The following is a 26,020-nucleotide window of genomic DNA, read 5'->3' as shown; positions in this document are numbered from 1 at the left end:
TTCCAGAGCGGATGACGGGACTCGAACCCGCGACCCTCACCTTGGCAAGGTGATGCTCTACCAACTGAGCCACATCCGCATTTTTGGTCGATCTCTCGAACCAACGAATAGATACATTACGTCAGGATCGCGTTCCGCGCAAAGTAGGCCGCCCGCTTTTGACTCAAATCACCTCGAGCAGCTTTGCGAGCGTGTCAACTCGCCCCTCACGGGCGATTTTCCAGCCATAGAGCTTCATGACGCAGCGCAAGGAGCTTCATAGCGCAGCGCGAGCCGCGAGCGAGCGCCACACTTGCGAGCCTCACCACAAAAGACCGTCACGAACCCCACCACAATTTGGGGCCGCGCGCCGGTGGTGTATTGTTGTCTAGTCGCAAAGAGCGAACAGGCGAGTTTCCGCCGGCTCTTATGCGGGCGATTGGCGTAGTGGTAGCGCGCTTCCTTCACACGGAAGAGGTCACTGGTTCGATCCCAGTATCGCCCACGCGGATGTGGCTCAGTTGGTAGAGCATCACCTTGCCAAGGTGAGGGTCGCGGGTTCGAGTCCCGTCATCCGCTCCACTTCAAGGCCCCGTGCACGTGCACGGGGCCTTTCTCATTCCACGAAACTTCGGGCTTCTGCCAGCCCATCGGGCCACAATGTCGATACACACATGTTTTCGCGCAGCCATTGGCTGCCTCAGCGCAAGGATTCTTCGACAGTGCAGATTTGGCCAGGCTCCCCGTACCCGCTCGGTGCAACCTTCGACGGAAGCGGCACGAACTTCGCCCTCTACTCAGAAGTTGCCGAGAGAGTCGAACTTTGCCTCATCGGCGACGACTTTTCGGAACGACGTGTAGAAATGACGGAAGTCGATGCCTTCGTGTGGCACGTGTATCTTCCAGCCGTCCAGCCGGGTCAACGCTACGGATTCAGGGTCCATGGCCCCTATGATCCGGCGGCCGGGCACCGCTGCGATCCCTCGAAACTCCTTCTCGACCCGTACGCGCGCGCAATCGCGGGCATGCCCGACACGGACGCGAGCCTGCTCAGTTACGAGCTCGACGATCCTTCGCAGATGAGCAACCTGGACTCGAAGGATCACACGATGCATTCAGTCGTCGTCTCGCCCTACTTTGATTGGGGCAACGACCATCCTCCGGCCCACGAGTACCACGATTCGATCATTTACGAGGCGCATCTCAAAGGCTTCACGGCTACGCACCCGGATATCCCCGAGAGTATCCGGGGCACCTACGTGGCGATGGGGCACCCGGTCGCGATCGATTACCTCAAGTCCCTCGGGGTCACGGCGGTTGAGTTCTTGCCGTTGCACCAGTTTGTTCAGGACGGTCACCTTCAGGATCGCGGACTTCGCAACTACTGGGGCTACAACACGATCGGCTTCTTCGCGCCGCACAACGAGTACGCGTATGCGGGCGAGACCGGCCAGCAGGTCCAAGAGTTCAAGCAAATGGTGAAGAACCTTCACGCGGCGGGTATCGAGGTCATTCTCGATGTGGTCTACAACCACACCGCTGAGGGCAATCACTTAGGCCCAACCCTGTGCTTCCGCGGAATCGACAACGCCAATTACTACCGCCTCGTCGACGACGATCTCACGCACTATTACGACACGACCGGCACGGGCAACAGCCTTCGCATGCGCACCCCGCACGTGCTTCAGCTCATCATGGATTCGCTTCGGTACTGGATTACCGAGATGCACGTTGATGGCTTCCGCTTCGACCTCGCCTCGACTCTTGCCCGCGAGCTGCACGAGGTAGATCGGCTCTCGAGCTTCTTCGACATCATCCAGCAGGACCCAATTATTTCGCAGGTCAAGCTCATCGCGGAGCCGTGGGATCTCGGCGAGGGCGGATATCAGGTCGGTGGCTTCCCTCCCCTGTGGTCGGAGTGGAACGGTAAATACCGCGATGCCATGCGCGACTTCCACCGCGGTGAGTCAGGCATGCTCGCAAAGTTCGCAAATCGGTTTGCTGGCTCGAGCGATCTCTATCAGCACACGGGCCGCACGCCCATCGCCTCCGTCAATTTCCTTACCGCCCACGACGGATTTACCTTGCGAGATCTCGTGAGCTACAACGAGAGGCATAACGAGGACAATGGCGAGGGCGGCAACGACGGCGAATCGAATAACCGTTCGTGGAACTCGGGGGCGGAAGGTGCCACGGATGACGAGGCGATTCTCGACCTCCGCCTCCAGCGCATGAAAAACATGATGGCCACCCTGCTCCTCAGCCAGGGTGTTCCCATGATCCTTCACGGCGACGAGCTCGGCCGCACCCAAATGGGCAATAACAACGTGTACTGCCAGGACAACGAGATCGCGTGGATGAATTGGGAGATCAGCACGCGCCAGCAGGACATGCTGAACTTCACGCGCATGCTTATCGAGCTGCGGCGCTCGCACCCTATTTTCCGTCGCCGGCGCTTTCTCTTGGGCGAGGTCCGCGACGGAGCGTCCTCGAGCCTGCCCGATGTCGCGTGGCTCGGAGTCGACGGCACCCCCATGACCGATGAGGAATGGAACGATCCGGTGGCAAAGTGCCTCACGGTGTTCTTTAACGGAAGTGCGATCCCCGAGCCGAACACGCGAGGCGAACACATCGTCGATGATTCCGCGCTCCTCATGTTCAACGCCTCCGAGACGGACGTGGAGTTCACGATCCCGGAGGGCGAGTATGGCGAAGAGTGGACGGTCACGGCAGAAACCTCTGCGTCGCTCAGCCCCGGCGATACCGTCAAGGCGGGCGAGGTCCTCATTCGCCCTGCCTACACGACGCTCGTGCTCGGCAGGGCCCCCATGACGCCCCCGGGAGAAGAGGATGACGCGACGGCTCTCTCAACTCCCCTGTCTCCTCCCACATCCGTTTTGACGCCCACGGCGCCGAATGATCCAGGTACCGACGAGGGCCCCGCGCTCTGACGGAGCCACAGCGCACCCACGACGAAGGAGGGCCCATGCCCGGCGCGCCAATCAGCACGTACAGGCTTCAGATCACGCCTGAATTCACCTTCCAAGATGCGACACGACTCGTGCCGTACCTGGAGCGACTCGGGGTGAGTCACGCGTTTATTTCACCGATCTTGCAGGCGGCGCCGGGGTCCATGCATGGCTACGACGTCGTGGATCATTCCCGCGTGAGCATGGATAACGGTGGCGAAGAGGATCTGCGGGGGCTCGCAGATGCTCTCCATGAGCGAGGTATGGGCCTCATCGTCGACGTCGTCCCCAACCACATGGCGATCCCCACCCCCATGTGGCATAACCACGCGCTGTGGTCTTTCTTGCGGGATGGGGCATCGAGCCCCTACGCGTCGTGGTTCGATAGTGATCCTCACGCGGAGCACGGAATTCTCCTGCCGGTTCTCGGCCGCCCGGTCGGCGCGACGATTCTCGACGATGAGCTCAAGCGAGGGACCGCGGAGGTTCCTCAGCCTGATGGCTCGCGGCGAATCGAGCATGTCCTTCGATACTTCGATCATGTGTTCCCTCTCGCCGAGGGCACCGAGAATCTGCCAATCGTGGATCTTCTCGAGGCCCAGCACTACCGCCTTGCCTATTGGAGGGTCGCCAATGACGAGTTGAACTATCGCCGCTTTTTCGACGTCCAGACTCTCGCGGCCCTCAAGGTTGAAGACCGTGCAGTCTTCGACGCGACTCACGCGACCCTCCTGCGCTTGCAATCGGAGGGCGTGATCGACGGGTATCGGATCGATCATCCCGATGGCCTTGCCGACCCGCGCGGGTATCTGCGGCGCCTCGAGAGCGCCACCGGTGGCGCATGGACCGTGATCGAAAAGATTCTCGAAGGCAACGAGTCGCTCCCACCGGACTTTCCCGTCGCCGGAACGACGGGTTACGACGCCCTCTGGCGCGTCCAGGGCCTTTTCCACGACCCTGCGGGCGCGGCAGCCCTCACGCACACGTGGCGGACATTCACCCACGATTCGCGCTCCTTCGACGAGATCACTCGCGAGAGCGCCAAGGAGGTCATCGACACCTCGCTGTGGGCCGAAATTGCACGTCTCGTCGATCTCGCCCAGCGGATCTGTGATGCCGACATAATGCTGCGCGATACGACCGAGCGGCAGCTCGAACACGCGATCATCCAGCTCCTCATGGCGATGGATCGCTACCGCGCCTATATAGTCCCCGGGGAGAAGGCCCCCGCGTGTGAGCGCCAGGTGCTTGCCGAGGCCGCAGATCGAGCAGCCTTGGCCACCGGTGACGACGAGGGGGATCGTGCCGCTCTCGAGATCGTCACGGCATTTGCGGGTGGTCAGGGGCAGTTCACGTCCGACGGTTCACTCGATCCGCTGCGCGCGGAGTTTGTCACGCGTTTCGCTCAAACGTGCGGGCCGGTTCACGCGAAGTCCCTTGAGGACACAGCTTTCTACCGGTACCACCGGCTCCTGGCAGTCAACGAGGTGGGTGCCGACCCGAACCGCATTGGCGTGGATCCCGAAGAGTTTCATCACTTCTGCGAGCGGATGCTCGGGACTTTCCCCACATCGATGACGACGCTCTCTACGCACGATACGAAGCGCAGCGAGGACGTACGCGCAAGGCTCGCGTCGCTCACCGAGTATCCGTCGGAATGGTCCACACACGTGGCTCGCCTCCATGCCGTGAGCGCACAGAAGCGAGGACCGCTCGTCGATGCGCCGTTTGAGTATTTTGTGTGGCAGACGCTTGCGGGGATGTGGGACCTACCCGGCTCGCGGCTTGCGTCGCTGAGCGAGGAACGCCTGGCGGAGTACCTCGAGAAGGCCATGCGCGAGGCAAAGGTCCATACGGGATGGGTCGATGGCAACGATGAGTACGAGCGCGAAATCCGCGACTTTGCCCTGTGGGCTCTCGGGAACGACGACGTGCGGGCGATCCTCGACGAGTGGACCTCGCTGACGTTCGATTCGCAGCGCGCTGCTATTCTCGGCCAGAAACTCCTCCAGCTCACGATGCCCGGTGTGCCCGATGTGTATCAAGGCAATGAGACTGTTGACTTGAGCCTCGTCGATCCCGATAACCGACGCCCAGTCGACCACGCGGCGCACGCGGCGCGGCTCGAGGACCTCCTGTCAGGTGCGGCACCCGAGGGCATCGCCGATGAAAAGCTCCTCCTCGTCTCACGCGCTCTTGACACGCGACGGCACCACCGCGAGTCGTTCGTCGGCCCGGATGCCACCTACACGCCGCTGCCAACGACGTCCTCCCACACGATCGCTTTCGCCCGTGGATGCACGGATAGCCCCGCCAATGTCGTGGTTATCGCCACACGCTTGCCGCACGTGGAGGCTTCGCAGGGACCCGGGTGCACCAAAGCACGGATCGTCGTCGATGAAGGGCGCTACACAAACGTCCTCACCGGGGAGCGTGTGGACGGCGGCGCTGTCGAACTCGCCTCCCTCGTGCGCGAATGGCCCGTCGCGCTCCTTGTACGGGAAAAACCGGAGCACTCGGAAGGATAGGCCGATGAGAGACTATTCGCGTTTCGAGGTATGGGCGCCGAAGGCCGGCACGGTCACGCTTGCACTCGAACCCCGGTTCGAGGGAAAGCGCCGCGAAATCACCATGGAACGCGGGGAGGGTGGCTGGTGGCATGCCCCAGGGGTCGAGGCACACCCGGGCGATCGCTACGGCTTTCTTCTCGACGACTCCTCCGTCGCGCTGCCGGATCCACGCGCACTGGCGCAACCCGAGGGCGTCCACGCCTTAAGCGAGGTCGTCGACCCGCGCACATTCACCTTCACGGCTCCGTGGGAGGGCATGGATCTTCGTGGGAAAGTCATTTACGAGCTTCACATCGGAACGTTCGCGGCGGATCGAGATACCGGTGCGTCGGGGACCTTCGACTCAGCGATCACGCGCCTGGATGCGCTTGTAGAGCTCGGCGTCGACGCCGTTGAAGTGATGCCTGTCGCGGCGTTTCCTGGCGAGCGCGGTTGGGGCTATGACGGCGTCGGCCTTTTCGCTACCCATGAGGCCTACGGCGGGCCCGAAGCGTTCGCGCGGTTCATCGACGCTGCGCACGAGCGCGGGCTTGCCGTCATCGTCGACGTCGTTTACAACCACCTCGGTCCCGACGGAAATTACCTTGGGGAATTCGGCCCCTACTTCACGCACACGCATACCACCCCGTGGGGGCCCGCTATCAATTTCGATGCCGAAGAAGGTGCCGAGGTGAGGGCGTTTGTTGTTCAGAACGCGCGCCAGTGGCTCATCGACTTCCACCTCGACGGCCTTCGACTCGATGCAGTGCACGCCCTTCGAGATCACTCCCCCACGCACATTCTCGCGGAACTATCGAGCGCGGTTGCGGATATGAGCAGAGAGGTCGCTCGCCCGCTTACCCTCATCGCGGAGTCCGATCTGAACGACCCCGCGATGGTGACCCCCGTCGCCGAAGGTGGTTTCGGCATGCACGCTCAATGGGCGGACGACATCCACCACCATCTTCATGCGTGGGCGACCGGCGAACGCGCGGGCTACTACGTCGATTTCGGCGCGGCGGCCGGCGTGAAAAAGACCCTCGAGCGCATCTTTGAGCACGATGGGTCCTATTCGACCTTCAGGCGGAAGAACTGGGGGGCGAAGGTCGACGCCGCGAGTGCGCACTACGATGCTCACGCCTTCGTCGCCTTCATCCAGGACCACGACCAGGTGGGCAACAGGGCATCGGGCGACCGCATCACCGACACAATCGGTTATGGCGCGCATGCGGCGATCGCCTCGCTCTACCTGCTGGGCGCGAGCACGCCGATGCTCTTCATGGGCGAGGAGTGGGGCGCGCGAACCCCCTTCGCATTCTTTAGCGACCACGGGGAAAGGATCGGCCCGCTCGTCAGCGCAGGTCGAAAGGAAGAGTTTGCGCGCATGGGGTGGAGCGATGCGGTCCCCGATCCGCAGGCACGCTCAACCTTTGAGGAGTCATTCCTCGACTGGAGTGAAGCCGAAAGCGGCGAACACGAGGCGCTGCTCGAGTTTTACCGGGCGCTTCTTTCGCTGCGGCGCAAGAATTCTGACATCCAGAAAGGCGCATTCGACTCGATCGTGGTGGACGTTCTCAGCGAGGGGGCAATCCTCATGCATCGCGGACGCATCGGCGTGCTCGCCTCGCGCGGGGACGCACCCGTGACATGGGAGCCAGGCTCCCGCGTGCAGGTGCTCGCCTCCTTCGGTGGGGAAAGTGATGGTCGCGCGCTCACGCTCGACGGTGCGGGAGTGCTCGTATTCGAAAGGTCCGACGCCTGATGGCTTCACACGCTCACGATAAAAACACGCCGCTCACCCGCCTCATTGGCGCCGGTGTCCCGGTTACGCCCGAGGAGTTTCGCCTCGACGATGAGGGCGCCCGCGCGCTCGGTAGCCTGCTCGCATTTCCCTCGGACCGCGTCCACGTGCGCTCGATGATGAACCAGAGCCTTGACGGCGCGATCGCGGGGGGCGATGGGACGTCAGCCTCGCTCTCGAACCCGTGGGATTTTTTCACTCTCACTGTTCTTCGGGCGCTTGCGGACATCATCGTGTGCGGCGCCAATACGGTGCGCAGCGAAGACTACCGTCGTCCCTCTGGCCGGCCCGCGCTTCGCACCGAGGCGCTACGTCCTCGCGGCGCGGAGTTCCCCGCACTCGCGATCGTGACGACGAGCGGCGAGATTCCCGAGCACATTGACCAAGCCTGGCCGACGTTCCTCATCTGTCCACCTGGCCGCGGAACTCACGTTGCCCGTGTCAGTGGCTTTGAAAGCGAGGCCATTATCGAGGCGGGCCGTGCCCAAGAGATCGTACGCGCACTCGCAGAGCGTGGATTTCTCGGCATTCAAGTCGAGGGCGGCCCGCGGGTAAATGGAATGTTTGCCGAGGATGAAGCGTTCGATGAACTTGTCTGGACGCGCTCGGCGATTACCGTGGGAGGCGATGCGCCGCGCGCAAGCGTCGGAAGCGCACACCACCTCGCGTGGCGCCTCGCGGATCTCTTCCACAGTCCCGGCGCCCAGATCGAACGCTACGTCCGCACTCACCCCAAGGAGACTCCATGAACGTGCCTCTCGGCGATGGCCGCTACCCGATCTCGCTTACGAACGACGAATGGCGCAAGCGCCTCAGCCCCGATGAGTACCACGTTTTGCGTGAGGCTGGAACCGAGCGGCCCTTCACGGGTGAATACGAAGAGGTGCGCTCAGCGGGCACGTATGCGTGCCGGGCCTGCGGGGCCGAGTTGTTCCGCGCAAGCGAACAGTTCAACGCGCACTGCGGGTGGCCCGCTTTCTGGGCCCCAGCCGAGAGCGACCGCGTGGAACTTATCGAGGATCGCAGCCTCGCAATGGTACGGACCGAGGTGCGCTGTGCTTCATGTGGATCACACCTCGGGCATGTCTTCACCGGCGAGGGTTTCCCCACCCCAACCGACGAACGCTATTGCATCAATTCCATTTGCCTCGTGCACAGCGAAAACGAGGACCCGGCTGCGCACTGATGGAGGCGCGGCGCGCCTCCGCCACGACGCGGTAAGTCAACGATAAGTTAGCGGCCGTGGCCATTCATCACTTTCCCCAGGAACGCGAGGAATTCGTGAGCGCGATCGATGCGCTCACCGCTGCGCCCATTCGCCACGAGGTCAAGTGGGAGGAGATTCCCGCTCCTTCCAGACTCGCTCCCTTTTCGTGGGCAGCCGAGGCCGATGTCGTCATGCACGACGCTGATCTCGCGAGCGGAAAGTTCATCGTGCTCTACGACCCTGAGGGCAGGGAGGACTGGAGCGGTCGCGCACGAATCGTCACCTTGATGCAAGCCCAGCTCGAACACGAGTTCGCGCTCGAGTCCATGCTCGGCGATGTGGCGTGGAGCTGGGTCACCGAATCGCTTGAGCTTGCGGGGGCCGAAGCCCACGAACTTGGGTGTACCGTGACGCGCGTCGTTTCCCAAAGCTACGGTTCACTCGCCGCCCGCCCCACGACGGTCGACATCGAGATGCGCGCATCATGGAGCCCGGACTCCCTCGACCTCGGCGCCCATTTCGGCGCGTGGTCCGCGATCCTCTGCGCCGCAGGTGGCCTTCCGCCCCAGCCACTCTCCGTGAGCCCTCTGCATCCGTCCCACCGCGCGAGGGCGCCTCATCTTTCAGCCTCGAAGGATCACTAGAACGTTCATGACTGATTCCCACGACCAGTTGCCGGATCCCGAGTGCGCGCCCCTCATTAAAAAGCCCGCGGGTGGCACGCCGCCCCTCGTCACGACCGTTCAGGGCATCCTCGAGTGGTGCGCGCGTGTCAAAGCCGACGAGGACCTAGCGATCGACGTCGAGCGCGCTTCGAGCTACCGATACTCCGCTAAGGCCTACCTCGTGCAGATCAAGACGGAGGCGGCAGGGATATTGCTGCTTGATCCCCTCGCGTGCCAACTGCCTGGAACCTTCACGGACATCATGAACTCGCATCCGTGGATTCTTCACGCCTCGAGGCAGGACCTTCCCTCACTCGCCATGCTCGGGCTTGAACCGGTCGCACTTTTCGACACCGAGGTAGCTGCGCGCCTCCTCGGACTTCCCAGGGTGAGTCTCGGGGCTCTCACGGAAGAACTGCTCGAAGTTCGGCTTGCCAAGGAGCATTCGAGCGCCAACTGGTCCAAGCGCCCACTTCCGGAATCGTGGCTCGACTACGCCGCGCTCGACGTCGAGTACCTCGCCGAACTCAAAACCGTGCTCACACGCATGCTCGACGACGCTCACAAGACGTCGTGGGCACGTGAGGAATTTGCCTTCGAAGCCACGTTCGCCCACCCGGAAGTTCCCGACGAGCCGTGGCGCGGCCTGCACGGCCTCGGCCAGCTCAAAAGCCCCCTGCAACTCGCGGTCGCGCGATCGATGTGGGAAAGGCGCGATGCAATCGCGCGTAATTCGGACGTCGCGCCGTTTATGGTGCTGCGCGACAAGGCACTCGTGGCCATGGCAAAAGCCTCGAGCAAGGGACGCCAGGAGTTCGACAACGCCGCACCGAAGAACCTCAAGCACCGCGAGCAGTGGTGGCGATGCGTCCGCGAAGCGCGAGAACTGCCCCGCGTTCACTTGCCGTCGAAGCGCGACCTGGGCCCCTACCCCAATCATCGTTCGTGGTCTAGGCGCTACCCCGAGGTTCTCGAGGCCTACAAACAGGTGCGCGAGGGGCTTCTCACACGCGCCGAAGAGCTTCACATGCCCGTCGAGAATCTCATCTCCCCCGGTCACATGCGCCACTGGGTGTGGAATCACTTCAGTGCAGAGGCCGAGCATCGCATCCCACACGCGAGCCCCGAACAGATCGTGCAGGAGCTCGAAGCGGTCGGCGCGCGCCCGTGGCAAGCCGCTCAAGTCACGCCAGCGATCATCGAATCTCTGCGCTCGTACGCGCGCTCGCGCAGTTAAGCGCCGGGGGCCTCGCCGCGGCGCACGCGTGCCGTATAGGCGAGCGTGGCGATGATCAGCGCACTGTTGTGAAGGCGACCTGACAGCGCGGCATCCTCGAGCTCGTCAAGGGGCACCGTACGAGTGAGGATTTCGGCTTCCTCGTCGACGCGTTCGAAGTCGACGCCCTTCGCCTCCGTGCAGTCGAACGCAACATACACGCTGATTTTCTCGTTCGAGCCGCCCGCGCTCGGGTAGTAATCGAGAAGGTGGTGCGCTGCGCCGGCCGTGTAGCCCGTTTCTTCTTCGAGTTCACGGACGGCTGCCACGGCTGGGTCTTCCCCGGCCTTATCGAGTAGACCAGCGGGCAGCTCCCACATGTGAGCGCGAGCCGGATGGCGATATTGGCGAATCACGACGACTTCACGCTCTGGCGTGAGCGCGAGGATCGCGACGGCGCCCGTGTGAGCGACGTAGTCGCGTGTAAACCTCACACCGGGCGCGAAATCGACGGTATCGCGCGCAACATCCCACACGAGCCCCGTATACACGGTCCGACTCTCAGCGACGGGTCGCGCGCAAAAATCGTCGGCGAGCGAATTCTCGGAGGTGGTCATGAGTGCTGGTTCTCCTCGTCGTCGGCGAACGTGAAAAGCGCGGATTCGAGCTGAGCGATCAAGTCCTCTTCGGTTGGGAGTTCAGCGGCGCGTGCTCGGGAGGCAGCCCGAAGCTCGTCGAGGCGTTCCTCAGATCCCGGGTGTCCGGGCACGAAGGCAATAAGCCGTTCCGCCAGCTCGCGCGCATTCGCCGGCGCGACGAGAGGAATGCGCTCGCCCGTCACCCAGCGCGTCCCGCCGGCATCGGTGGCGATGATCGCCGCGCCTTCACCGATCGCTTCCTGAATCGCGACCGGCTGTCCTTCCCACACGCTCGTTTGGACCACCACGTGCGCCTCGCGCATGAGGGCGCGGGTGTCCTCTACACGCCCAAGCAGCTCCACGGGAAGCGCATGTTTCTCGATAAACTCTTCGAGCCGTGCGCGTTCCGGCCCCTCGCCCGCGATCTTTACGCGAAGAGATCCCGGATACTGCTCTTCCACAAGCCGCACTGCCTCGCACAGGCAGGCGAGGTCTTTTTGAGCAGCAAGGCGCGCGACGCACAGAACCTCGAGGACATCGCCGTCGAACGCTCGCAACGACCCGCAACTCGCGGGGCGCGCAGCGGGAATGAGAGCCCTTTGAACCGCGCGTGCACCACTCGCGCGCGCGGCATCGGCGAGATCAGGCGAGACCGCGAGTACAAGATCGCTACGGCGTGAGGCAAGCGTGAACAATGCTCGCCCGATGACTGCGCCAACGCCGGTACGCGGCATCCGATTATGAAGCGTCGTCACGAGCCGAATGCGGGGGCGAAACCCGGTCATGAGCGCAAGGGCAGTGAGTGCTCCTGCACGCGCGCCGTGGGCATGAACCGTGAGCCGTTCGCCCTGTGCACGGCGATGTTCATCCCGAATGATCACGCGCAGATTCGCCCGTGCGCGAAGCGCCGCAAGCGGAGAAGCCCCCGAAGCGATCGCGAGGTGCCGATGTTCGACTCCGGGCCCAGCGGTATGCGAGGTGGCGTCGTCGAAGCACGGCGCTTCCCCCGCGTCCACAACGTGTACGCCTGCCCGAGCGAGCACGCATGCCTCATCGCGCACGTGCGCGAGCAAACCGCCTTCCGCGCGGGGCCGCACGAGGATCACACGCCGCATGCCCTACCCCTTCTTCGTCGCCTTGACGATTCGCGCGCCGAGCTCCACGATTGGCGCCGCAAGAGAGCGATCGGCGATCATCAGCACGCCCAGACACACCGCTGCACCAGCCGTACCCGTCCCGAGGCCAAGCACGAGCGAGCCCCACGCGCCACGAAAAGCGTCACTCGCGAGCTGTGCGAGAGCGAGCCCCGCAATTGAGCCGAGGACCGACGCCACAACCGAGGCGAGGACCGTCGTGAAAAGGGGACGCACGTGTTCGCGAACCATGATCCGCTCGCGAAGGATGTTGAGCCCGCCAATCGCCGCGATCCACATGCCGATAGATATACACAGACCAAAAAGGACTCCGGCAGTGGCCGTCGATCGCGGTGGGGACGTCACGACCGTCACGAGAATAAGCACGCCCGCGATTCCCCACCCGGTCGCACCGATCGCGAGAGACTCCCCGGGCCTCAGCGCCGCATTGAGAACCCTCGCGGTCAGCATCACGATGCCGTACGCGATCAGCCCTGTGGCGAGCGCCGCCGTGACCGCGCCAACGCCGCGGATCCCCGCGCGATCGATCGCCACAAAAAACTTATCGATGGGGAGTCCCGCACCCCAAAGCGCAGCCCCACCCACGGCTGCGAATGCCACGACCGCCTGGACGGATCGAAGCGTCAGCGCCGAAAACTTTGCCCTATCACCGAGTGCCCGCAGCTCGGAAAGCTCGGGAAACACGCTCGTCATAACGGGGACGAGGAGAACCGCGTAGGGCAGGAGGTACACGGCCTGACCGTACTGGAACAGCGGAAGGGTGCCCGTTCCACCCGCGCGAACGGAGAGGGCAAGAATCAGGGCGGTCGTCAGTTGCTGGGCGCCGACGGTTGCCACACCCGAGCCGGCAAGTCCCAAGGCACGCGCACGCACGCCTCTGGTGAGGGCGAGTTGGGGCGTATACACAAACCCCGATCGCAACGCGGGAAACACTACGCATACCGCCATCGCGACAACCCCGAGAGTTGTCCCCCACCCGAGGGCAGCTTCAGAGAGATTCGAGAGCGTTCCCGCAGACACGCCCACGGGGACGGTGAGGGCATAGAGGCCGTACGTTGCCATGACGACGAGACTCGAGATGAGCGGTGCGAGCGCGGGCCAGAGAAACTTGCGTCGCGCCTGCAGGTAGGCGCCAAGGACGATCGTGATCGCATAGAACGGCAGCTGAAGGGCGAAAACCCGCATGAGGCGAGCGCCAAGATCGATCGCTGCGGCATCGGCGGCTTGCGCACCGGTTCCAAGAATGGCTCGAGCGAGTGTGGGGGCAAGCGCCCACAGCACGAGTGCGAGGATGAGCGTGAGCAGAACGCTCCACGTGAGCAGCGCTGAGACAATGCTCGAAGCGTTTCCGCGCGGGGCAACGCGGCTGCCTCCTTCACGCGGGCGGGAAGGCTCGTCAAGAAGACCCGCGATAAGCGGGATGACCATGCTCGCGAGCGCCCCTCCAGCGGCAACCTCGAAGACGACACTCGGCACAAGATTGGCACTCGCATAGGCGGTTCCAATCTCACCCGCTCCCACGCTCGCGCCGAAAACGAGGTATCGCGCGAACCCTGCGAGCCGCGCGAGAACCGTGATGACAGCGATGAGACCCGTCGCTCGAACGAGCGACGGAGTCCGCGACGAAGCGCTCATGACCGCCCCCATTCGTCAATCGCGCTCAGAAATTCCGAGGAGGAAATGATGCGTGTGAAGCTCACCCGTTCACTCACGAGCGTGAGCCCCACGGCCACAGACGCTGCCGCAGTGCGGAAGGCACGCGAGGATGACAGCGCGGCGAGGGTGCCCGCATTCGCCCCGAGGACGTTTGCTCCCGCATCCCCGAGCATCCCCCGAGCACCGAAGTCGCGCGGAGCGGCAAGGAGTGTCGCAGCCGCATGCGCGGCGGCGAGGGCCTTGCGAGAGCGCGAGGCTTCCTCGCACGACGGCCCACACAGGGCTATCAGGACGCCAATGCTCGTGGCCTTCAGCGCCCTCGAAGGTCGCACATCAAAAAGGTTGGCGAGGTTCGCGCAGGCCGCGATCAACACGGTGTCAAGGCCACGATCGACGACGGCAAGAGCACTGCCGCCGAAGCCGGCGTCGGACTCGCCCCTGCCCCGGACACGTTCACACTCGCGCGCGAGCACGTTCGCCGCCACCGCGATCCCGAGAATCTTGATGTTTCCCGTGGTGAGCTGTCCGTGCGCAAGCGCCCCGAGATGCCCCTTGAGCCCCTTCGGGGGTGCGGTCTCAGCATTGCGCATGAGCATCGGTTCGACGATGTCATCAGCGAGCCCCACCGCACCGACGAGCGCAGCGGCACCACTCGACGGCACGCCGAGCCCCACGAGTGCACCTGCCGAGAGTGCGCCGGCCACCTCAACCCCCTCGGCGAGAGTGACGGGCTCACCGCGAAAGTTGGTGCGGTCAAGGTGTGCACGAAGCGACTTAGGACACTTGGCGAGGGCACGAGCGCATGTACGCGAGGCAAGCGCCGCCGCTGCGGCGCTGAAACCCACCGTCCGGAGGATACTCGTCACTGTCCACCGCCGTCGCTCGAGGAGGCCTCTTCATCGTTCGTCTGCCCTCCCGCATCCGTGTCATCCGAGCGCTTCTTTTCGCTTCGATCACCATTGAGCTCTTCGACCTTCTCGCGGATTGCGGACGCATCGGGCACGAGCGCCTCGGCATCGGTCGCTGATCCGTATGCTCCCGGCATCTCGACCTGGGCACCGGCAAGCGCGAGCGTAAGCGTCGCCGGACCCGACGCATACGTCAGCATGTCGATGCTCGAGACTCGCTCACGAAGATCACTCGTGCGCACAGCCGAAACAAGACCCTCCGAGCCTCCCCGCACGGATGAGGAACCTCCAACCGCTACCGTGACGCCTTCGCCGTCGAATGCCGTCACGAGCGCGCGGCGCGACTTATCAAGGTTGTCCGAGCGGGTCGCAGCAGCCTCCGGCGAGTCACTCGTGACCGAAAAGAGCGACTCTTCGCCCGAAAGCACCAAAACGGAGTCCACCGCTTCAATATCACCTTTGAGCGTGAGGACGCCGCTTGCGCTCAGAGCCTTTGCGATCTCGAGCCGCGCTGCATCGTCAAGATCCTCGCTTGGGGCAAGAATCGTCGCGATGACGGACGCAAGCTGTTCTGAGGTCGACGTTCCACTCGGCTTCACGCCTGGCCACGTCTGGGTGATTGTCGTCAGGGCCGAACGCCGCTCGCCTTCCGCCGCGGGATCCCACAGCGACTGACCGAGCTCGATCTGGGGTCCGGTTTGTCCCCCGGCAGCCTCAATAAGCGTGCGCGTCGCCTCGACTTCGGCATGCATCGAGGAATGATCGGCAATCGTCGCGACCTTCTCACCGTGCATGGTGCCCGTCACCAGGCCCGCACCCGCGGCTTTGACGAACCCTTCGAGGTCAGAGTTCTCAGCGTTCAAAGCATCGTTCGAGGCTCGCATTTCGTCTCGCTCAACCCTCAACTGCTCGACCTGCGCGGTCAGGGTATGCCCGACGCCGTCTCGAAGAGGGCCCGCACCGAGCACGATGCCGATCGCGAGCGCGAGGAACACCGCCACGAGCGAAACGAGGTGATAGCGAAAGTCGATCATGGGATCGGTCCTCCCTGGACAAACAGAGCAGTGAAAAAGCGCAAGGTGTCATCGAGCCTTGCACCGAGAATCTGAATAAGCGTCTGGCCACCGTCGGTAACCGCCATGGCGACGGCGAGCGCCAGGAGCCCCGCAACGACGAGGAGAACGAGCTGGAAAGTCGAGATGCGTTGCCGGTAGAGGCGAGAGACGCCCTTCGCGTCCACGAGCTTCGAACCCACCCGGAGCCGCGTGAGGAACGTCGAACTCATACCCGCGCGCCCCTTGTCGAGGAACTCCTCGAGCGTTCCGTGAGTGCCGACGGCGACGATTACGTCGGCGCCGCGATCGTCAGCAAGAAGCATCGCAATATCTTCGCTCGTTCCCGAAGCCGCGAACGTCACGGCATCGTCGGCGAGTCCAAGCGCACGGACGCGCTCCATACCCGGAGCGCGGCCATCGCGGTAGGCGTGCACGACAATCTCAGCGCCGCTCGCAAGCGCCCGATCGGACACCGAGTCCATGTCGCCAATAATCATGTCGAGCCCGTAGCCGGCATCGAGCACGGCATCTGCTCCCCCATCGACCCCGATGATGATAGGCCGGTTTTCACGAATGAATGGCATGAGGGCCACGAGGTCCTCGCGGTAGTGGTAGCCGCGCACGACAATAAGGACGGGCCGGCCTTGGAATCGCGTACGGACCTCCGGCGTGCCAACGCCGTTGATGAGAAGCTCACGCTCACGAAGCATGTATTCCATCGTGTTGGAGGCAAACGCCTCAAGCTGCTCGCTGAGCCCCTCACGCGCCTTGTCGAGCTTGTCGTTGAGAACCGCAGGCGTGTAAAGCTCTGCTTCGAGCCGCTCCCCCGTACTGAGAGATACACCGCTCTCGTCGATCTCCACGAAGCGCCCCTCGCGAACCGTCGCGAACAGATCCTGGTCCAGGACATCGAGCACCGGGATTCCCGCCTCGACAAGGATCTGGGGGCCCGCGTTCGGGTAGCGCCCCGAGATCGACGGTGACGCATTGAGGACTGCAGCAGGCGCGCGATCGACGAGTGCCTCGGCCGCAACGCGGTCGAGATCCTCGTGGTCGATCACCACGATGTCTCCAGCCTCGACGCGCTTGGTCAGGTCTTTCGTCCGTTTGCCCACCTTTGCTCGACCGGCAATAGGGAACGTAAATCCAGGTTTCACGCGCCGCGAGCCTCCGTTGACGTTGCGAGAAGCTCAGCGGCATGCTCAAGCGCAGCGTCACTTTCTGCATCTCCCGCGAGCATGCGCGCCAGTTCGCGAACGCGCGCTTCTCCCTCGAGCGGTTCAATCCTCGAAACCGTGCGGTCCTCGCCGCCATCGCTGTGCGTTTCTTTCACGATCCTGACGTGGCAACTCGCCCACGAAGCCACCTGCGGGAGGTGGGTCACGACAATGACCTGGGCATTTTCGGCGAGCCTCGAAAGCCGTTCTCCTACCGCACGCGCCGCGCGGCCGCCAATACCCGCATCGATTTCGTCAAAAACGAATACCGGGGGCGTGCCGCCTTCTGAAACGTCCGTAAGAGAGGCGATTGCCACCTCGAGCGCGAGCATCACACGAGAAAGTTCGCCGCCTGATGCGCCCGTCGCGACGGGCATGTATTCGGCACCGGGGTGCGGCTGCATCGTGAACGACACACCGTCGGTGCCGCTCGCACTTCGAGGTGCCGGCGTCACGTCAATACGAAGAGATGCCCCGGGCATCTCGAGCCCGGCAAGTTCGTTCTCGATTTCGGCTGCAAGCTTCGCCGCGGCCTCGTGGCGTTCTCCGCTCAGGGCATCGGCGATTCGTGCGAGTTCGGCGTCAAGTTCTACGCGACGCTTGTCGAGCTCGCCAAGCCGCGCCGCGCCGTTCTCGAGCGCACGCAGCGCCTCGAGGGCCTCACGCGAGTGGAGCAGAAGCTCACTCACGTTCTCCGCCCCGCCGAGGCGAGGACCGTACTCACGCACGAGCACTGTGAGCTCGTGCAGGCGCTCTTGCGCTTCCTCGAGACGGCCCGGCGACGCCTCCCACCCGTCTCGCAGAAGCGAGATCTCACGCGCAATATCGCTCGACTCGTCTCGCAAGGCGATAATGCGGTCCAGAACCTGCGACGCACCGGACGCCTGAGTCAGCGATGCCGCGGCGGCATCGGCATGGGTCAGGACGCTCGAGGCTTCGTCGCCCGCAAGGTGCATGAGCGCACCTTCGAGGGCAGTGAGCGACTGAGCAGTATCATCCAAGCGTTCGATTTCCGCGCGCAGCGCGTCATCTTCGCCCTCAAACGTGCCCGCCCGCTCTATCTCCTGGAGGATTTCGGTGAGCTCCGCCTCGCGCTGCTCGCGATCGCGCAGAGACGATGACAGCTCCTTCAGCTCGCGTTCGAGCGAAGCGAACTCCCGAAAGAGTAAGCGGTGCTCGGCGAGCAACCGTCGGCCCTCCGCCCCCAACACCGAATCGAGCGCTCCAAGCTGCGCCGCCGGCTCGCGCAAGCGAAGCTGATCGCTTTGGCCGTGAATCGTAATCTCCCCGCCAACGATCTCGCCAAGCGTGCCCACGGGAACCGGAACGCCACCAATGTGGGCACGCGAGCGCCCGTCCTTCGTCACTCTGCGCACGACAAGAATTTCGTCGTCCTCAACCTCGGCACCAAGCTCATCGAGGCGTTCGTGCACGGGCGTTCCCAGGGCGAGGCCTACGCGGCCCGACACCGTGCTTGACACACCGGCGCGGCGGGAATCGAGGCGACGCCCCATGAGGAGGCCGAGGCCCGTGATGACCATCGTCTTACCAGCGCCGGTCTCGCCCGTGAGCGCGGTAAAACCCGGCCCAAATTCGATCGACGCGTCGTCAATAACTCCGATCTGGCGAATCGACAGGGAACGCAGCATTCAGCTCTCCCCCGCGTTCGAGTCGTAGCGCGTATCGGGATTACCGCCGCGCCACCCCTCAACGGGAAGCTTGAACTTCTCGACGAGTCGATCGGCAAATGGGGTCTCCGCGAAACGAGCGAAATGAACGCTACTCTTCGACAGGTGCGTCTCGAGCCTAGATCCGGGCGGAAGCTCAACCTGTCGCCGTCCATCGAGCGTCAACACTGCGGCCGACGGCGACTCAGGCGACACCTCGATCTCCACAACCGACGAGCGCCCCATCACGAGGGGCCGTGCGAAAAGGGCATGCGCCGCGAGCGGAATGAGCAGCATCGCGTCCACCTCGGGCCACATGACGGGCCCGCCCGCTGAAAACGCGTACGCGGTCGACCCCGTAGGGCTCGACAGGAGCACCCCATCGCAGCCGAATTCGGAAACCGGACGCCCGTCGATGCCGACGACGACGTAAATCATGCGCTCGCGTTCGCCCTTTTCGAGGCTCGCTTCGTTGAGGGCCCAATCCGAATGCAAGAGCGAACCATCGGCAGCATAGGCTTTCGTGCGGATGACGCTTCTGGCCTCAAGAATGTAATCGCGCGATAGAAGCCTGCGCACCGTTGTCCCGAGTTCCGCTACCTCGCTCTCCGCCAGGAATCCCACGTGCCCAAGGTTGACACCGTGCACGGGAATGTTAAGGGGGCGGATCAACTCGAGGGCCCGCAAGATCGTGCCATCGCCTCCAAGAACAATGCACAGTTCCGTTTCCGCCGGCAATTGCTCGTGGTCAAGAACCTCGAGTCGACCCGCACGGATCGTGTCAAGGAGCGCGAGAGCAGCCGGATCTTCCGGCCGAGAGGAGATTTCTTCCACTTGCGCGGAGGTCACGATTGGCCTCACGCCCGCGGCGTGCAGGTCCTCAGCGACCTGACGCGCTGCCTTGAGAGCCACTCCTCGACCCGAGTGAACGTACAGCAAAAAGCGCCTCAGGGCTCTCCTCCTCCCTTACGGTCAGCACTCGCGGCACTCATGAGCCGGCGGGTGCCTCACGACGAAGACCCTCGGCTTCGGCAAGGGCCTCCTCGATCATTCCACATTCACCTTCTGGATCCCGTACCCCGGCGGGCAATTTTTCGCACAGAAGAAAAAACTCGACATTCCCGTCTTGCCCGGGAAGCGGGCTCGGGTGCAGAGCCTGGAGAGCAAGGCCGACGCTTGCCGCGCACTCGGTGACGCTCACAAGGGCATCGCGCCACGCCTGCAGGTCAGTCACGACACCCGATTTTGGCAAGCGCGCTCTTCCCACCTCGAACTGTGGCTTTAGCATGAAGAGCAAGCTCGCATTCGGCTCGACAAGGCGCGATGCGCCGCCAAGGATGTGCGTGAGAGAAATAAAGGAGACGTCGGTGACCACGACATCGGGAATGCCTACTCCGCTGGGTTCATGCGCCGCGAGCATGGTCCGGGTCACGCAGCGCGCGTCGGTCCCCTCGAGATTGGCCAGCCGCGAATGCCCTGCAAGACGAGCAATGAGCTGCCCATGGCCGACGTCCACAGCCCACACGTGGGAAGCGCCCCGGCGCAGGCAAACGTCGGAAAACCCGCCGGTCGAAGCCCCCAAATCGAGAACTCGAGCTCCCGCGAGTTGAGGCGCTCGGGCACCGAGGCGCTCAAGCGTACCCTCGAGCTTCAAGGCCGCACGCGAGGCGAACTCGCCGCCTTCGGGAACCCCGAGCACCTCGAGAACATCACCCTCCGCCACGGTCATTGAGGGTTTGCGGGCGACGCTACCGTTGACGTGTGCGCGTCCTTCCTCAACGATGCGACGCGCATGCGTACGTGAGGACGCGAGATTGCGCGCAAAGAGTGCGGCATCGAGGCGTGGCACAGCGTGAACCCTTATTCGCCAAATGGCCCAAAGAGCTCACCCGAGGCGGCGCGAATCACACCCTCAAACGTGCTTTCGGGGAATCGCGCGTTCACGAGCGACAGGACGACCTGTGCCGCGCGCCAGCTCGACGCATCGCCTGTGACGACGATGTCACCGCCCTCGAGGTGCGCCGCGGTAGAGCCGAGATGCGCTCGCTCCGCGTCAATGACAGGGTGCGCGGCGCTCTTCGCCAAGAACGAGAGGTTGGGCCGCACAAACACGGGACGTTGAATAGCCGGCGCATGCGCCGCATCGATCCAACTCGACACCCCCGTGAGCGTGTGGAAGGTTGGAACGTTCGCGCGGTTGCCGCCCTCGAGGTCCGTATCGAGGCGATCCCCGATTGCCAAGGGGCGGCTCGAGCTGGAGATTTCTGCCGCGACCTTGAACATCGCAGGCTCGGGCTTGCCCGCAGCTACAGCCTTGACACCCGTCGAAAACTCGAGCGCGTGCACGAGCGACCCGTTGCCCGGCGCGAAGCCCTTCTCGGTGGGAAGGGTCGAATCAATATTCGTCGCGACGAAAAATGCGCCGCGCCGAATCGCGTACGCCGCCTCCGCCAGATCCGCCCACCCAACGGTAGGCGCGAAGCCTTGAATCACGGCCTTGACGTCATCGCGGTCTTCGCGCGTCACGGTGTAACCGTTTCGTTCGACTTCCTCCACGAGCCCTCGGCCGCCCACGACGAGTATTGTGCTGCCGGGTTCAACGTGCGCCCTCACGAGGCTCATCGCAACCATCGGCGAGTTCACGACCTCGTTCGCGTGGGCTTCGTAGCCGAGCGACGCAAGGTGCTCGACAACCATGTCCGGGGTGCGCGAGGCGTTATTCGTCGCGAAGGCAATCGCGAGTCCTCTCGCACGAGCCGCTGCCAGAGCATCGACCCCGTGCTCGATCACTGTGGAACCGTTCATCAGCGTCCCATCCATATCGAACAGGAGTGCATCGAAAAGGTCGAGGAACGTTGGGTCGGGGCGCTTCACGTCACTCCTTGTCGGATCGTAGGTCTTCTTCGGTGGGCTCGTGAGGGAGCAGCGGGGGTTCAGCCGATTGATCCGGGTTATCCCTGGACTCGTCCGCGGCCTCAAGGCCAGCGTTGGCCTCACTCGTCGTATTCGAGGCGTCAACATCGCCATGCGACTGCTCGGAGGGACCGCTGTCCTCGCTCGTATCTGGATCGTCGTCCGCATCGTGGTGATCCGACGCTTGCTCGGCTTTCGCCGCTTCTCGTTCAGCTGCTTCGCGCTCTGCCCGCTCAAAGTCAGCCTCGACGTCGAACACGCCGATCTCTTCCTCCGTCCGTTCCACGGCCGCCTCCCTCGGACGGGGCGCACGGCCAAGGCGCGCGTAGGCATCGGTCTCCTCGTTAACGTCTGCGTCGGCAGCGAGCGTAACCCACTTCTTCGCCTCATCGGCACGCCCTGCGGCTTCGAGAAGATCGGCGTAAGCCAGCCACAGCCTGAACTGCCACTTGCCGTCGACCTTCGAGCGCAGTGCCGGAATCTCGAGCGTCGCGATGGCCGTATCAAGATCTCCAAGATCGGCGTACGCACCGGCAACGACCATCATGAGCTCGATCGTTTCCGCATTCGTGAGCTTCGCTGCCTCGTCGGACTGCGCGATATCGAACGCTTTTTCAGGGCGCCCCAGGCCCCTCTCACAGTCGGCGACGATCGGGAGGAGATCGACTTTTCCGCTCATGCGCATGGCGGCGCGCATTTCCCGAATGGCGCCGCGGTAATCGCCTGCCTCGTACAGCAGGGCGCCGTAGAGCTCGCGAACGGATGCGACTCGCGCGCCGAAACGAGCAGCCCACTTCGCATGCTCGAGGGCCCGCTCCGGTTCATTCTCGGTCAGCATCGCGCACGCAACGAGGTGGCGCGACACACGCTCCATCTGTTCCTTCGTAAGAGCCTTGAGGGTGGCGCGGAGTTCGGGAGCAAGCTCGTTTCCGGTGATGTCTGCCGGGACGAATGGTTCGCGCCCTTCGCGAAGGCGTTCTTGGCGATCTGCCTCAAACCCTTCCGCGCTTGACATCCGCTCACGCTGCTCGAAACGCCGCTTATCGCGCTGGTCACGATAGCCGCGCTCCCCTTTGCCGAAGCGTTGCCCGCGGCCCTGGGCGTCACCACGGCGACGATCACCATCGCGGTTTTTGCTATCACTCTTATTCCAGCGACGATCCCCGTCGCGGCGCGGCTTATCGTCCCTAGACCAACGACGCTCACCATCGCGGCGCGGCTTATCCCCCTCGCGACGATCGCGCCAGTTGCCGTCGCCGCCATCGCGCCCATTCCGGTTGTTCTTCCAAGCTCCGTCGCGTCCCGAACGGGAGTCACGAGAACGTCGATCCGAACCGTATGAGCGTCGCTTGCCGTCACGACCGCGCTCTCCCCAAGAATCACGATCACCACGCTTGCTCGCACGGCGCTCCCCGCGACGAGCATCGGTGCGCGGCTTTCGCGATCCATACTCGCCTCGAGTACGGGGGCGGCTTTCGCTCGCGGAACGCGAGTCAGGTGCAAAGTTCTCGTTGTCGGACAATCCGCAACTCCTCCAAGGGGGCGAGCCACGAAGGTAAACGTGGCCGCAGGAATAAGGCTCCGTTGGCGGTCCCGCGACAAATCGCGGTACACAACGTAGCTCTACGCTAGTGGACTACTTCCCCGTAGCCTCGACTATGGAATGGTTTTCGGGCCAAGTTCACATCGCGCGTCGATAAGAAAAGATGCTTTCGTGATAACCATTGACCACCCGGCCCCCTTCTCACGCGCCCTGGCGCGCTGTTGACCGCGGTGACCCGCGCAGCCCCGGTCCCCGTCCCATTTCGGGCTGTGGATGCGGGAGACACCCGCGTTAAATACGTGTGAGCCCCGACCACCAGGCCGGGGCTCACACCAACAAAAGAATAGTTCGGCGGCGTCCTACTCTCCCACACCCTCCCGAGTGCAGTACCATCGGCGCAGTTAGGCTTAGCTACCGGGTTCGGAATGGAACCGGGCGTTTCCCCAACGCTATGACCACCGAAACAACCAAAACCCTCCCCACAAACAAGCAGGGGGTGTGGAATGTCAACCACACAGTGAACGCGAACACACAAACAAAGCAAACAAGAGTGCAAGTAAGTCATCGGCCAATTAGTACCAGTCAGCTCCACACGTTACCGCGCTTCCACATCTGGCCTATCAACCCCGTCATCTACAGGGGACCTCCCACACAAAAAATGTACGGATATCTCATCTCGAAGCAGGCTTCCCGCTTAGATGCTTTCAGCGGTTATCCCTTCCCAACGTAGCCAACCAGCCATGCCCTTGGCAGAACAACTGGCACACCAGAGGTTAGTCCATCCCGGTCCTCTCGTACTAGGGACAGGCCTTCTCAAATATCCAACGCGCGCAGCGGATAGGGACCGAACTGTCTCACGACGTTCTAAACCCAGCTCGCGTACCGCTTTAATAGGCGAACAGCCTAACCCTTGGGACCAACTCCAGCCCCAGGATGCGACGAGCCGACATCGAGGTGCCAAACCATGCCGTCGATATGAGCTCTTGGGCAAGATCAGCCTGTTATCCCCGGGGTACCTTTTATCCGTTGAGCGACACCCATTCCACAATGAGGTGCCGGGTCACTAGTTCCAGCTTTCGCTCCTGCCCGACATGTCTGTCTCGCAGTCAAGCTCCCTTGTGCACTTACACTCAACACCTGATTGCCAACCAGGCTGAGGGAACCTTTGAGCGCCTCCGTTACTCTTTAGGAGGCAACCGCCCCAGTTAAACTACCCATCAGGCACTGTCCCTGAACCAGATCATGGTTCGAAGTGAGGAATCCAAAACGACCAGAGTGGTATTTCACCAACGACTCCACCAACACTAGCGTGCCAGCTTCTCAGTCTCCCACCTATCCTACACAAGCCGTTCCGAACACCAATACCAAACTATAGTAAAGGTCCCGGGGTCTTTCCGTCCTGCTGCGCGTAACGAGCATCTTTACTCGTAATGCAATTTCGCCGAGTTCGCGGTTGAGACAGTGGAGAAGTCGTTACGCCATTCGTGCAGGTCGGAACTTACCCGACAAGGAATTTCGCTACCTTAGGATGGTTATAGTTACCACCGCCGTTTACTGGGGCTTAAATTCTCAGCTTCGCCCACAAGGGGCTAACCAGTCCTCTTAACCTTCCAGCACCGGGCAGGCGTCAGTCCGTATACAGCGACTTACGTCTTCGCACGGACCTGTGTTTTTAGTAAACAGTCGCTTCTCCCTGGTCTCTGCGGCCATCAGTGCTCTCACACCTCAGGCCCCCCTTCTCCCGAAGTTACGGGGGCATTTTGCCGAGTTCCTTAACCACGATTCTCTCGAACTCCTTAGTATTCTCTACCTGATCACCTGAGTCGGTTTAGGGTACGGGCAATAGTGCTCGTCACGCCGGAACTTTTCTCGGCAGTCCAGGATCACCCACCTACCCCAATAAAGGGTCCTCATCACGACTCACCCACAAGAGCACAACATTACTCGCACTCGGGCTGCTCGCTTGAACGGGGACAACCATTACCCCGCGGAAGCTACCTCACTGCGTCATCCCACACGCTGACCTACTACGCACTTGGTTCCCAGCCTCACCACCAACAACCAACCCAAAGGGAAGGAAGCAGCAGCTCGGGTGGTTAGCATCACACGCCTCGGTATGGGTCCTCACACTATCGGTACGGGAATATCAACCCGTTATCCATCGACTACGCCTGTCGGCCTCGCCTTAGGTCCCGACTAACCCGGGGCGGATTAACCTAGCCCCGGAACCCTTGATCATTCGGAGGACGGGTTTCTCACCCGTCTTTCGCTACTCATGCCTGCATTCTCACTCGCATAGCCTCCACCACTGGGTTCCCCCGCAGCTTCACCGGCCACACGACGCTCCCCTACCCACCCCACACAAAATGGAGTGACACAGCTTCGGCGGTGTACTTGAGCCCCGCTACATTATCGGCGCAGAATCACTTGACCAGTGAGCTATTACGCACTCTTTCAAGGGTGGCTGCTTCTAAGCCAACCTCCTGGTTGTCTCAGCAACTCCACATCCTTTCCCACTTAGCACACGCTTAGGGGCCTTAGCTGATGTTCTGGGCTGTTTCCCTCTCGACCATGAAGCTTATCCCCCACAGTCTCACTGCTACGCTCTCACGTACCGGCATTCGGAGTTTGGCTAAGGTCAGTAACCCGGTGGGGCCCATCGCCTATCCAGTGCTCTACCTCCAGCACGAAACACGCAACGCTGCACCTAAATGCATTTCGGGGAGAACCAGCTATCACGAAGTTTGATTGGCCTTTCACCCCTATCCACAGGTCATCCCCTCCATTTTCAACTGAAGTGGGTTCGCGCCTCCACACGGTCTTACCCGCGCTTCACACTGCCCATGGATAGATCACTTCGCTTCGGGTCTAGAGCCGGCGACT

The 26,020-nt window shown here is 62.8% G+C and carries 18 protein-coding genes, 3 tRNA genes, 1 rRNA gene and 3 other annotated features; of the genes, 9 read left to right on the top strand and 13 right to left on the bottom strand.

The window, feature by feature from the left end; genetic code table 11:
- Positions 1–6: 6 nt before the first annotated feature.
- Positions 7–79, bottom strand: a tRNA-Gly gene (locus HMPREF1484_RS07330).
- 333 nt (positions 80–412) lie between these two features.
- Here HMPREF1484_RS07330 and HMPREF1484_RS07325 point away from each other — a divergent pair.
- From HMPREF1484_RS07325 to HMPREF1484_RS07285, 9 genes are all read left to right on the top strand, one after another.
- Positions 413–484, top strand: a tRNA-Val gene (locus tag HMPREF1484_RS07325).
- A 1-nt stretch (position 485) separates the two neighbouring features.
- A tRNA-Gly gene (locus tag HMPREF1484_RS07320) sits at positions 486–561 on the top strand.
- 140 nt (positions 562–701) lie between these two features.
- The gene (gene glgX, locus HMPREF1484_RS07315; RefSeq protein WP_016664399.1) at positions 702–2,930 is read left to right on the top strand and encodes a glycogen debranching protein GlgX; all 2,229 of its coding nucleotides are present in this window, start codon (positions 702–704) and stop codon (positions 2,928–2,930) included.
- Between the two features lie 35 nt (positions 2,931–2,965).
- Positions 2,966–5,476, top strand: a complete 2,511-nt coding sequence (gene treY / locus HMPREF1484_RS07310; protein ID WP_016664398.1) for a malto-oligosyltrehalose synthase — start codon at positions 2,966–2,968, stop codon at positions 5,474–5,476.
- A 4-nt stretch (positions 5,477–5,480) separates the two neighbouring features.
- Positions 5,481–7,259 (top strand): malto-oligosyltrehalose trehalohydrolase, encoded by a 1,779-nt coding sequence (gene treZ, locus HMPREF1484_RS07305; RefSeq protein WP_016664397.1) that lies wholly within the window; start codon positions 5,481–5,483, stop codon positions 7,257–7,259.
- Positions 7,259–8,047: a dihydrofolate reductase family protein gene (locus HMPREF1484_RS07300; protein WP_016664396.1), complete on the top strand. Its 789-nt coding sequence runs from the start codon at positions 7,259–7,261 to the stop codon at positions 8,045–8,047. The genes treZ and HMPREF1484_RS07300 overlap by 1 nt, the downstream gene beginning before the upstream one ends.
- The gene (gene msrB / locus HMPREF1484_RS07295) at positions 8,044–8,484 is read left to right on the top strand and encodes a peptide-methionine (R)-S-oxide reductase MsrB (RefSeq protein WP_016664395.1); all 441 of its coding nucleotides are present in this window, start codon (positions 8,044–8,046) and stop codon (positions 8,482–8,484) included. Before HMPREF1484_RS07300 ends, msrB begins: the two co-directional genes overlap by 4 nt.
- A 56-nt stretch (positions 8,485–8,540) precedes the next feature.
- Complete coding sequence (locus HMPREF1484_RS07290) at positions 8,541–9,149, top strand: DUF3000 domain-containing protein (protein ID WP_040386525.1); 609 nt, start codon at positions 8,541–8,543, stop codon at positions 9,147–9,149.
- Positions 9,150–9,156: 7 nt separating this feature from the next.
- Positions 9,157–10,407 carry an HRDC domain-containing protein gene (locus tag HMPREF1484_RS07285; RefSeq protein WP_016664393.1) on the top strand — a complete coding sequence of 417 codons (1,251 nt, stop codon included), beginning with the start codon at positions 9,157–9,159 and terminating at the stop codon, positions 10,405–10,407.
- On the opposite strand, the gene HMPREF1484_RS07280 is transcribed toward HMPREF1484_RS07285, so the two are convergent.
- The 12 genes from HMPREF1484_RS07280 to rrf form a co-directional block, all read right to left on the bottom strand.
- On the bottom strand, positions 10,404–11,003 hold the full coding sequence (locus HMPREF1484_RS07280) for an NUDIX hydrolase (protein WP_016664392.1): 600 nt from the start codon (positions 11,001–11,003) through the stop codon (positions 10,404–10,406). The genes HMPREF1484_RS07285 and HMPREF1484_RS07280 overlap by 4 nt on opposite strands.
- Positions 11,000–12,139 (bottom strand): glycosyltransferase, encoded by a 1,140-nt coding sequence (locus HMPREF1484_RS07275; protein WP_016664391.1) that lies wholly within the window; start codon positions 12,137–12,139, stop codon positions 11,000–11,002. The genes HMPREF1484_RS07280 and HMPREF1484_RS07275 overlap by 4 nt, the downstream gene beginning before the upstream one ends.
- Positions 12,140–12,142: 3 nt before the next feature.
- A complete protein-coding gene (gene murJ / locus HMPREF1484_RS07270; RefSeq protein ID WP_016664390.1) occupies positions 12,143–13,813 on the bottom strand; it encodes a murein biosynthesis integral membrane protein MurJ in 1,671 nt (556 codons plus the stop codon).
- Positions 13,810–14,679 (bottom strand): hypothetical protein, encoded by an 870-nt coding sequence (locus tag HMPREF1484_RS07265; protein ID WP_040386931.1) that lies wholly within the window; start codon positions 14,677–14,679, stop codon positions 13,810–13,812. Before HMPREF1484_RS07265 ends, murJ begins: the two co-directional genes overlap by 4 nt.
- Before the next feature lie 17 nt (positions 14,680–14,696).
- A complete protein-coding gene (locus HMPREF1484_RS07260; protein ID WP_016664388.1) occupies positions 14,697–15,776 on the bottom strand; it encodes a copper transporter in 1,080 nt (359 codons plus the stop codon).
- Positions 15,773–16,954: a putative cytokinetic ring protein SteA gene (gene steA / locus HMPREF1484_RS07255; protein ID WP_016664387.1), complete on the bottom strand. Its 1,182-nt coding sequence runs from the start codon at positions 16,952–16,954 to the stop codon at positions 15,773–15,775. The genes HMPREF1484_RS07260 and steA overlap by 4 nt, the downstream gene beginning before the upstream one ends.
- Complete coding sequence (gene recN, locus HMPREF1484_RS07250; RefSeq protein WP_016664386.1) at positions 16,951–18,663, bottom strand: DNA repair protein RecN; 1,713 nt, start codon at positions 18,661–18,663, stop codon at positions 16,951–16,953. The genes steA and recN overlap by 4 nt, the downstream gene beginning before the upstream one ends.
- On the bottom strand, positions 18,664–19,632 hold the full coding sequence (locus HMPREF1484_RS07245; RefSeq protein WP_040386523.1) for an NAD kinase: 969 nt from the start codon (positions 19,630–19,632) through the stop codon (positions 18,664–18,666).
- Between the two features lie 37 nt (positions 19,633–19,669).
- Positions 19,670–20,530 (bottom strand): TlyA family RNA methyltransferase, encoded by an 861-nt coding sequence (locus HMPREF1484_RS07240; RefSeq protein ID WP_016664384.1) that lies wholly within the window; start codon positions 20,528–20,530, stop codon positions 19,670–19,672.
- 11 nt (positions 20,531–20,541) lie between these two features.
- Positions 20,542–21,555 carry an HAD-IIA family hydrolase gene (locus tag HMPREF1484_RS07235; RefSeq protein ID WP_016664383.1) on the bottom strand — a complete coding sequence of 338 codons (1,014 nt, stop codon included), beginning with the start codon at positions 21,553–21,555 and terminating at the stop codon, positions 20,542–20,544.
- Between the two features lies 1 nt (position 21,556).
- Complete coding sequence (locus tag HMPREF1484_RS11815) at positions 21,557–23,116, bottom strand: hypothetical protein (protein WP_051120644.1); 1,560 nt, start codon at positions 23,114–23,116, stop codon at positions 21,557–21,559.
- Between the two features lie 367 nt (positions 23,117–23,483).
- A 5S ribosomal RNA gene (gene rrf, locus HMPREF1484_RS07225) occupies positions 23,484–23,600 on the bottom strand.
- Positions 23,601–23,701: 101 nt separating this feature from the next.
- Positions 23,702–24,569: a sequence feature (23S ribosomal RNA rRNA prediction is too short), on the bottom strand.
- A gap of 2 nt (positions 24,570–24,571) precedes the next feature.
- Positions 24,572–25,414 (bottom strand) — a sequence feature (23S ribosomal RNA rRNA prediction is too short).
- A 4-nt stretch (positions 25,415–25,418) separates the two neighbouring features.
- Positions 25,419–26,016, bottom strand: a sequence feature (23S ribosomal RNA rRNA prediction is too short).
- Positions 26,017–26,020 lie beyond the last annotated feature (4 nt).

It is taken from the genome of Dermabacter sp. HFH0086 (assembly GCF_000413375.1).
Taxonomy (GTDB): Bacteria; Actinomycetota; Actinomycetes; order Actinomycetales; family Dermabacteraceae; genus Dermabacter; species Dermabacter hominis.
The sequence above is the reverse complement of the archived record's forward strand: the minus strand, read 5'-3'. Positions and strand labels throughout refer to the sequence as shown.

Excerpts from the sequence above, each read along its gene's own strand:
- treY (WP_016664398.1), top strand. The coding sequence starts at position 2,966 with ATGCCCGGCGCGCCAATCAGCACGTACAGGCTTCAGATCACGCCTGAA.
- treZ (WP_016664397.1), top strand. The coding sequence starts at position 5,481 with ATGAGAGACTATTCGCGTTTCGAGGTATGGGCGCCGAAGGCCGGCACG.
- HMPREF1484_RS07300 (WP_016664396.1), top strand. The coding sequence starts at position 7,259 with ATGGCTTCACACGCTCACGATAAAAACACGCCGCTCACCCGCCTCATT.
- msrB (WP_016664395.1), top strand. The coding sequence starts at position 8,044 with ATGAACGTGCCTCTCGGCGATGGCCGCTACCCGATCTCGCTTACGAAC.
- HMPREF1484_RS07285 (WP_016664393.1), top strand. The coding sequence starts at position 9,157 with ATGACTGATTCCCACGACCAGTTGCCGGATCCCGAGTGCGCGCCCCTC.
- HMPREF1484_RS07280 (WP_016664392.1), bottom strand. The coding sequence starts at position 11,003 with ATGACCACCTCCGAGAATTCGCTCGCCGACGATTTTTGCGCGCGACCC.
- HMPREF1484_RS07275 (WP_016664391.1), bottom strand. The coding sequence starts at position 12,139 with ATGCGGCGTGTGATCCTCGTGCGGCCCCGCGCGGAAGGCGGTTTGCTC.
- murJ (WP_016664390.1), bottom strand. The coding sequence starts at position 13,813 with ATGAGCGCTTCGTCGCGGACTCCGTCGCTCGTTCGAGCGACGGGTCTC.
- HMPREF1484_RS07260 (WP_016664388.1), bottom strand. The coding sequence starts at position 15,776 with ATGATCGACTTTCGCTATCACCTCGTTTCGCTCGTGGCGGTGTTCCTC.
- recN (WP_016664386.1), bottom strand. The coding sequence starts at position 18,663 with ATGCTGCGTTCCCTGTCGATTCGCCAGATCGGAGTTATTGACGACGCG.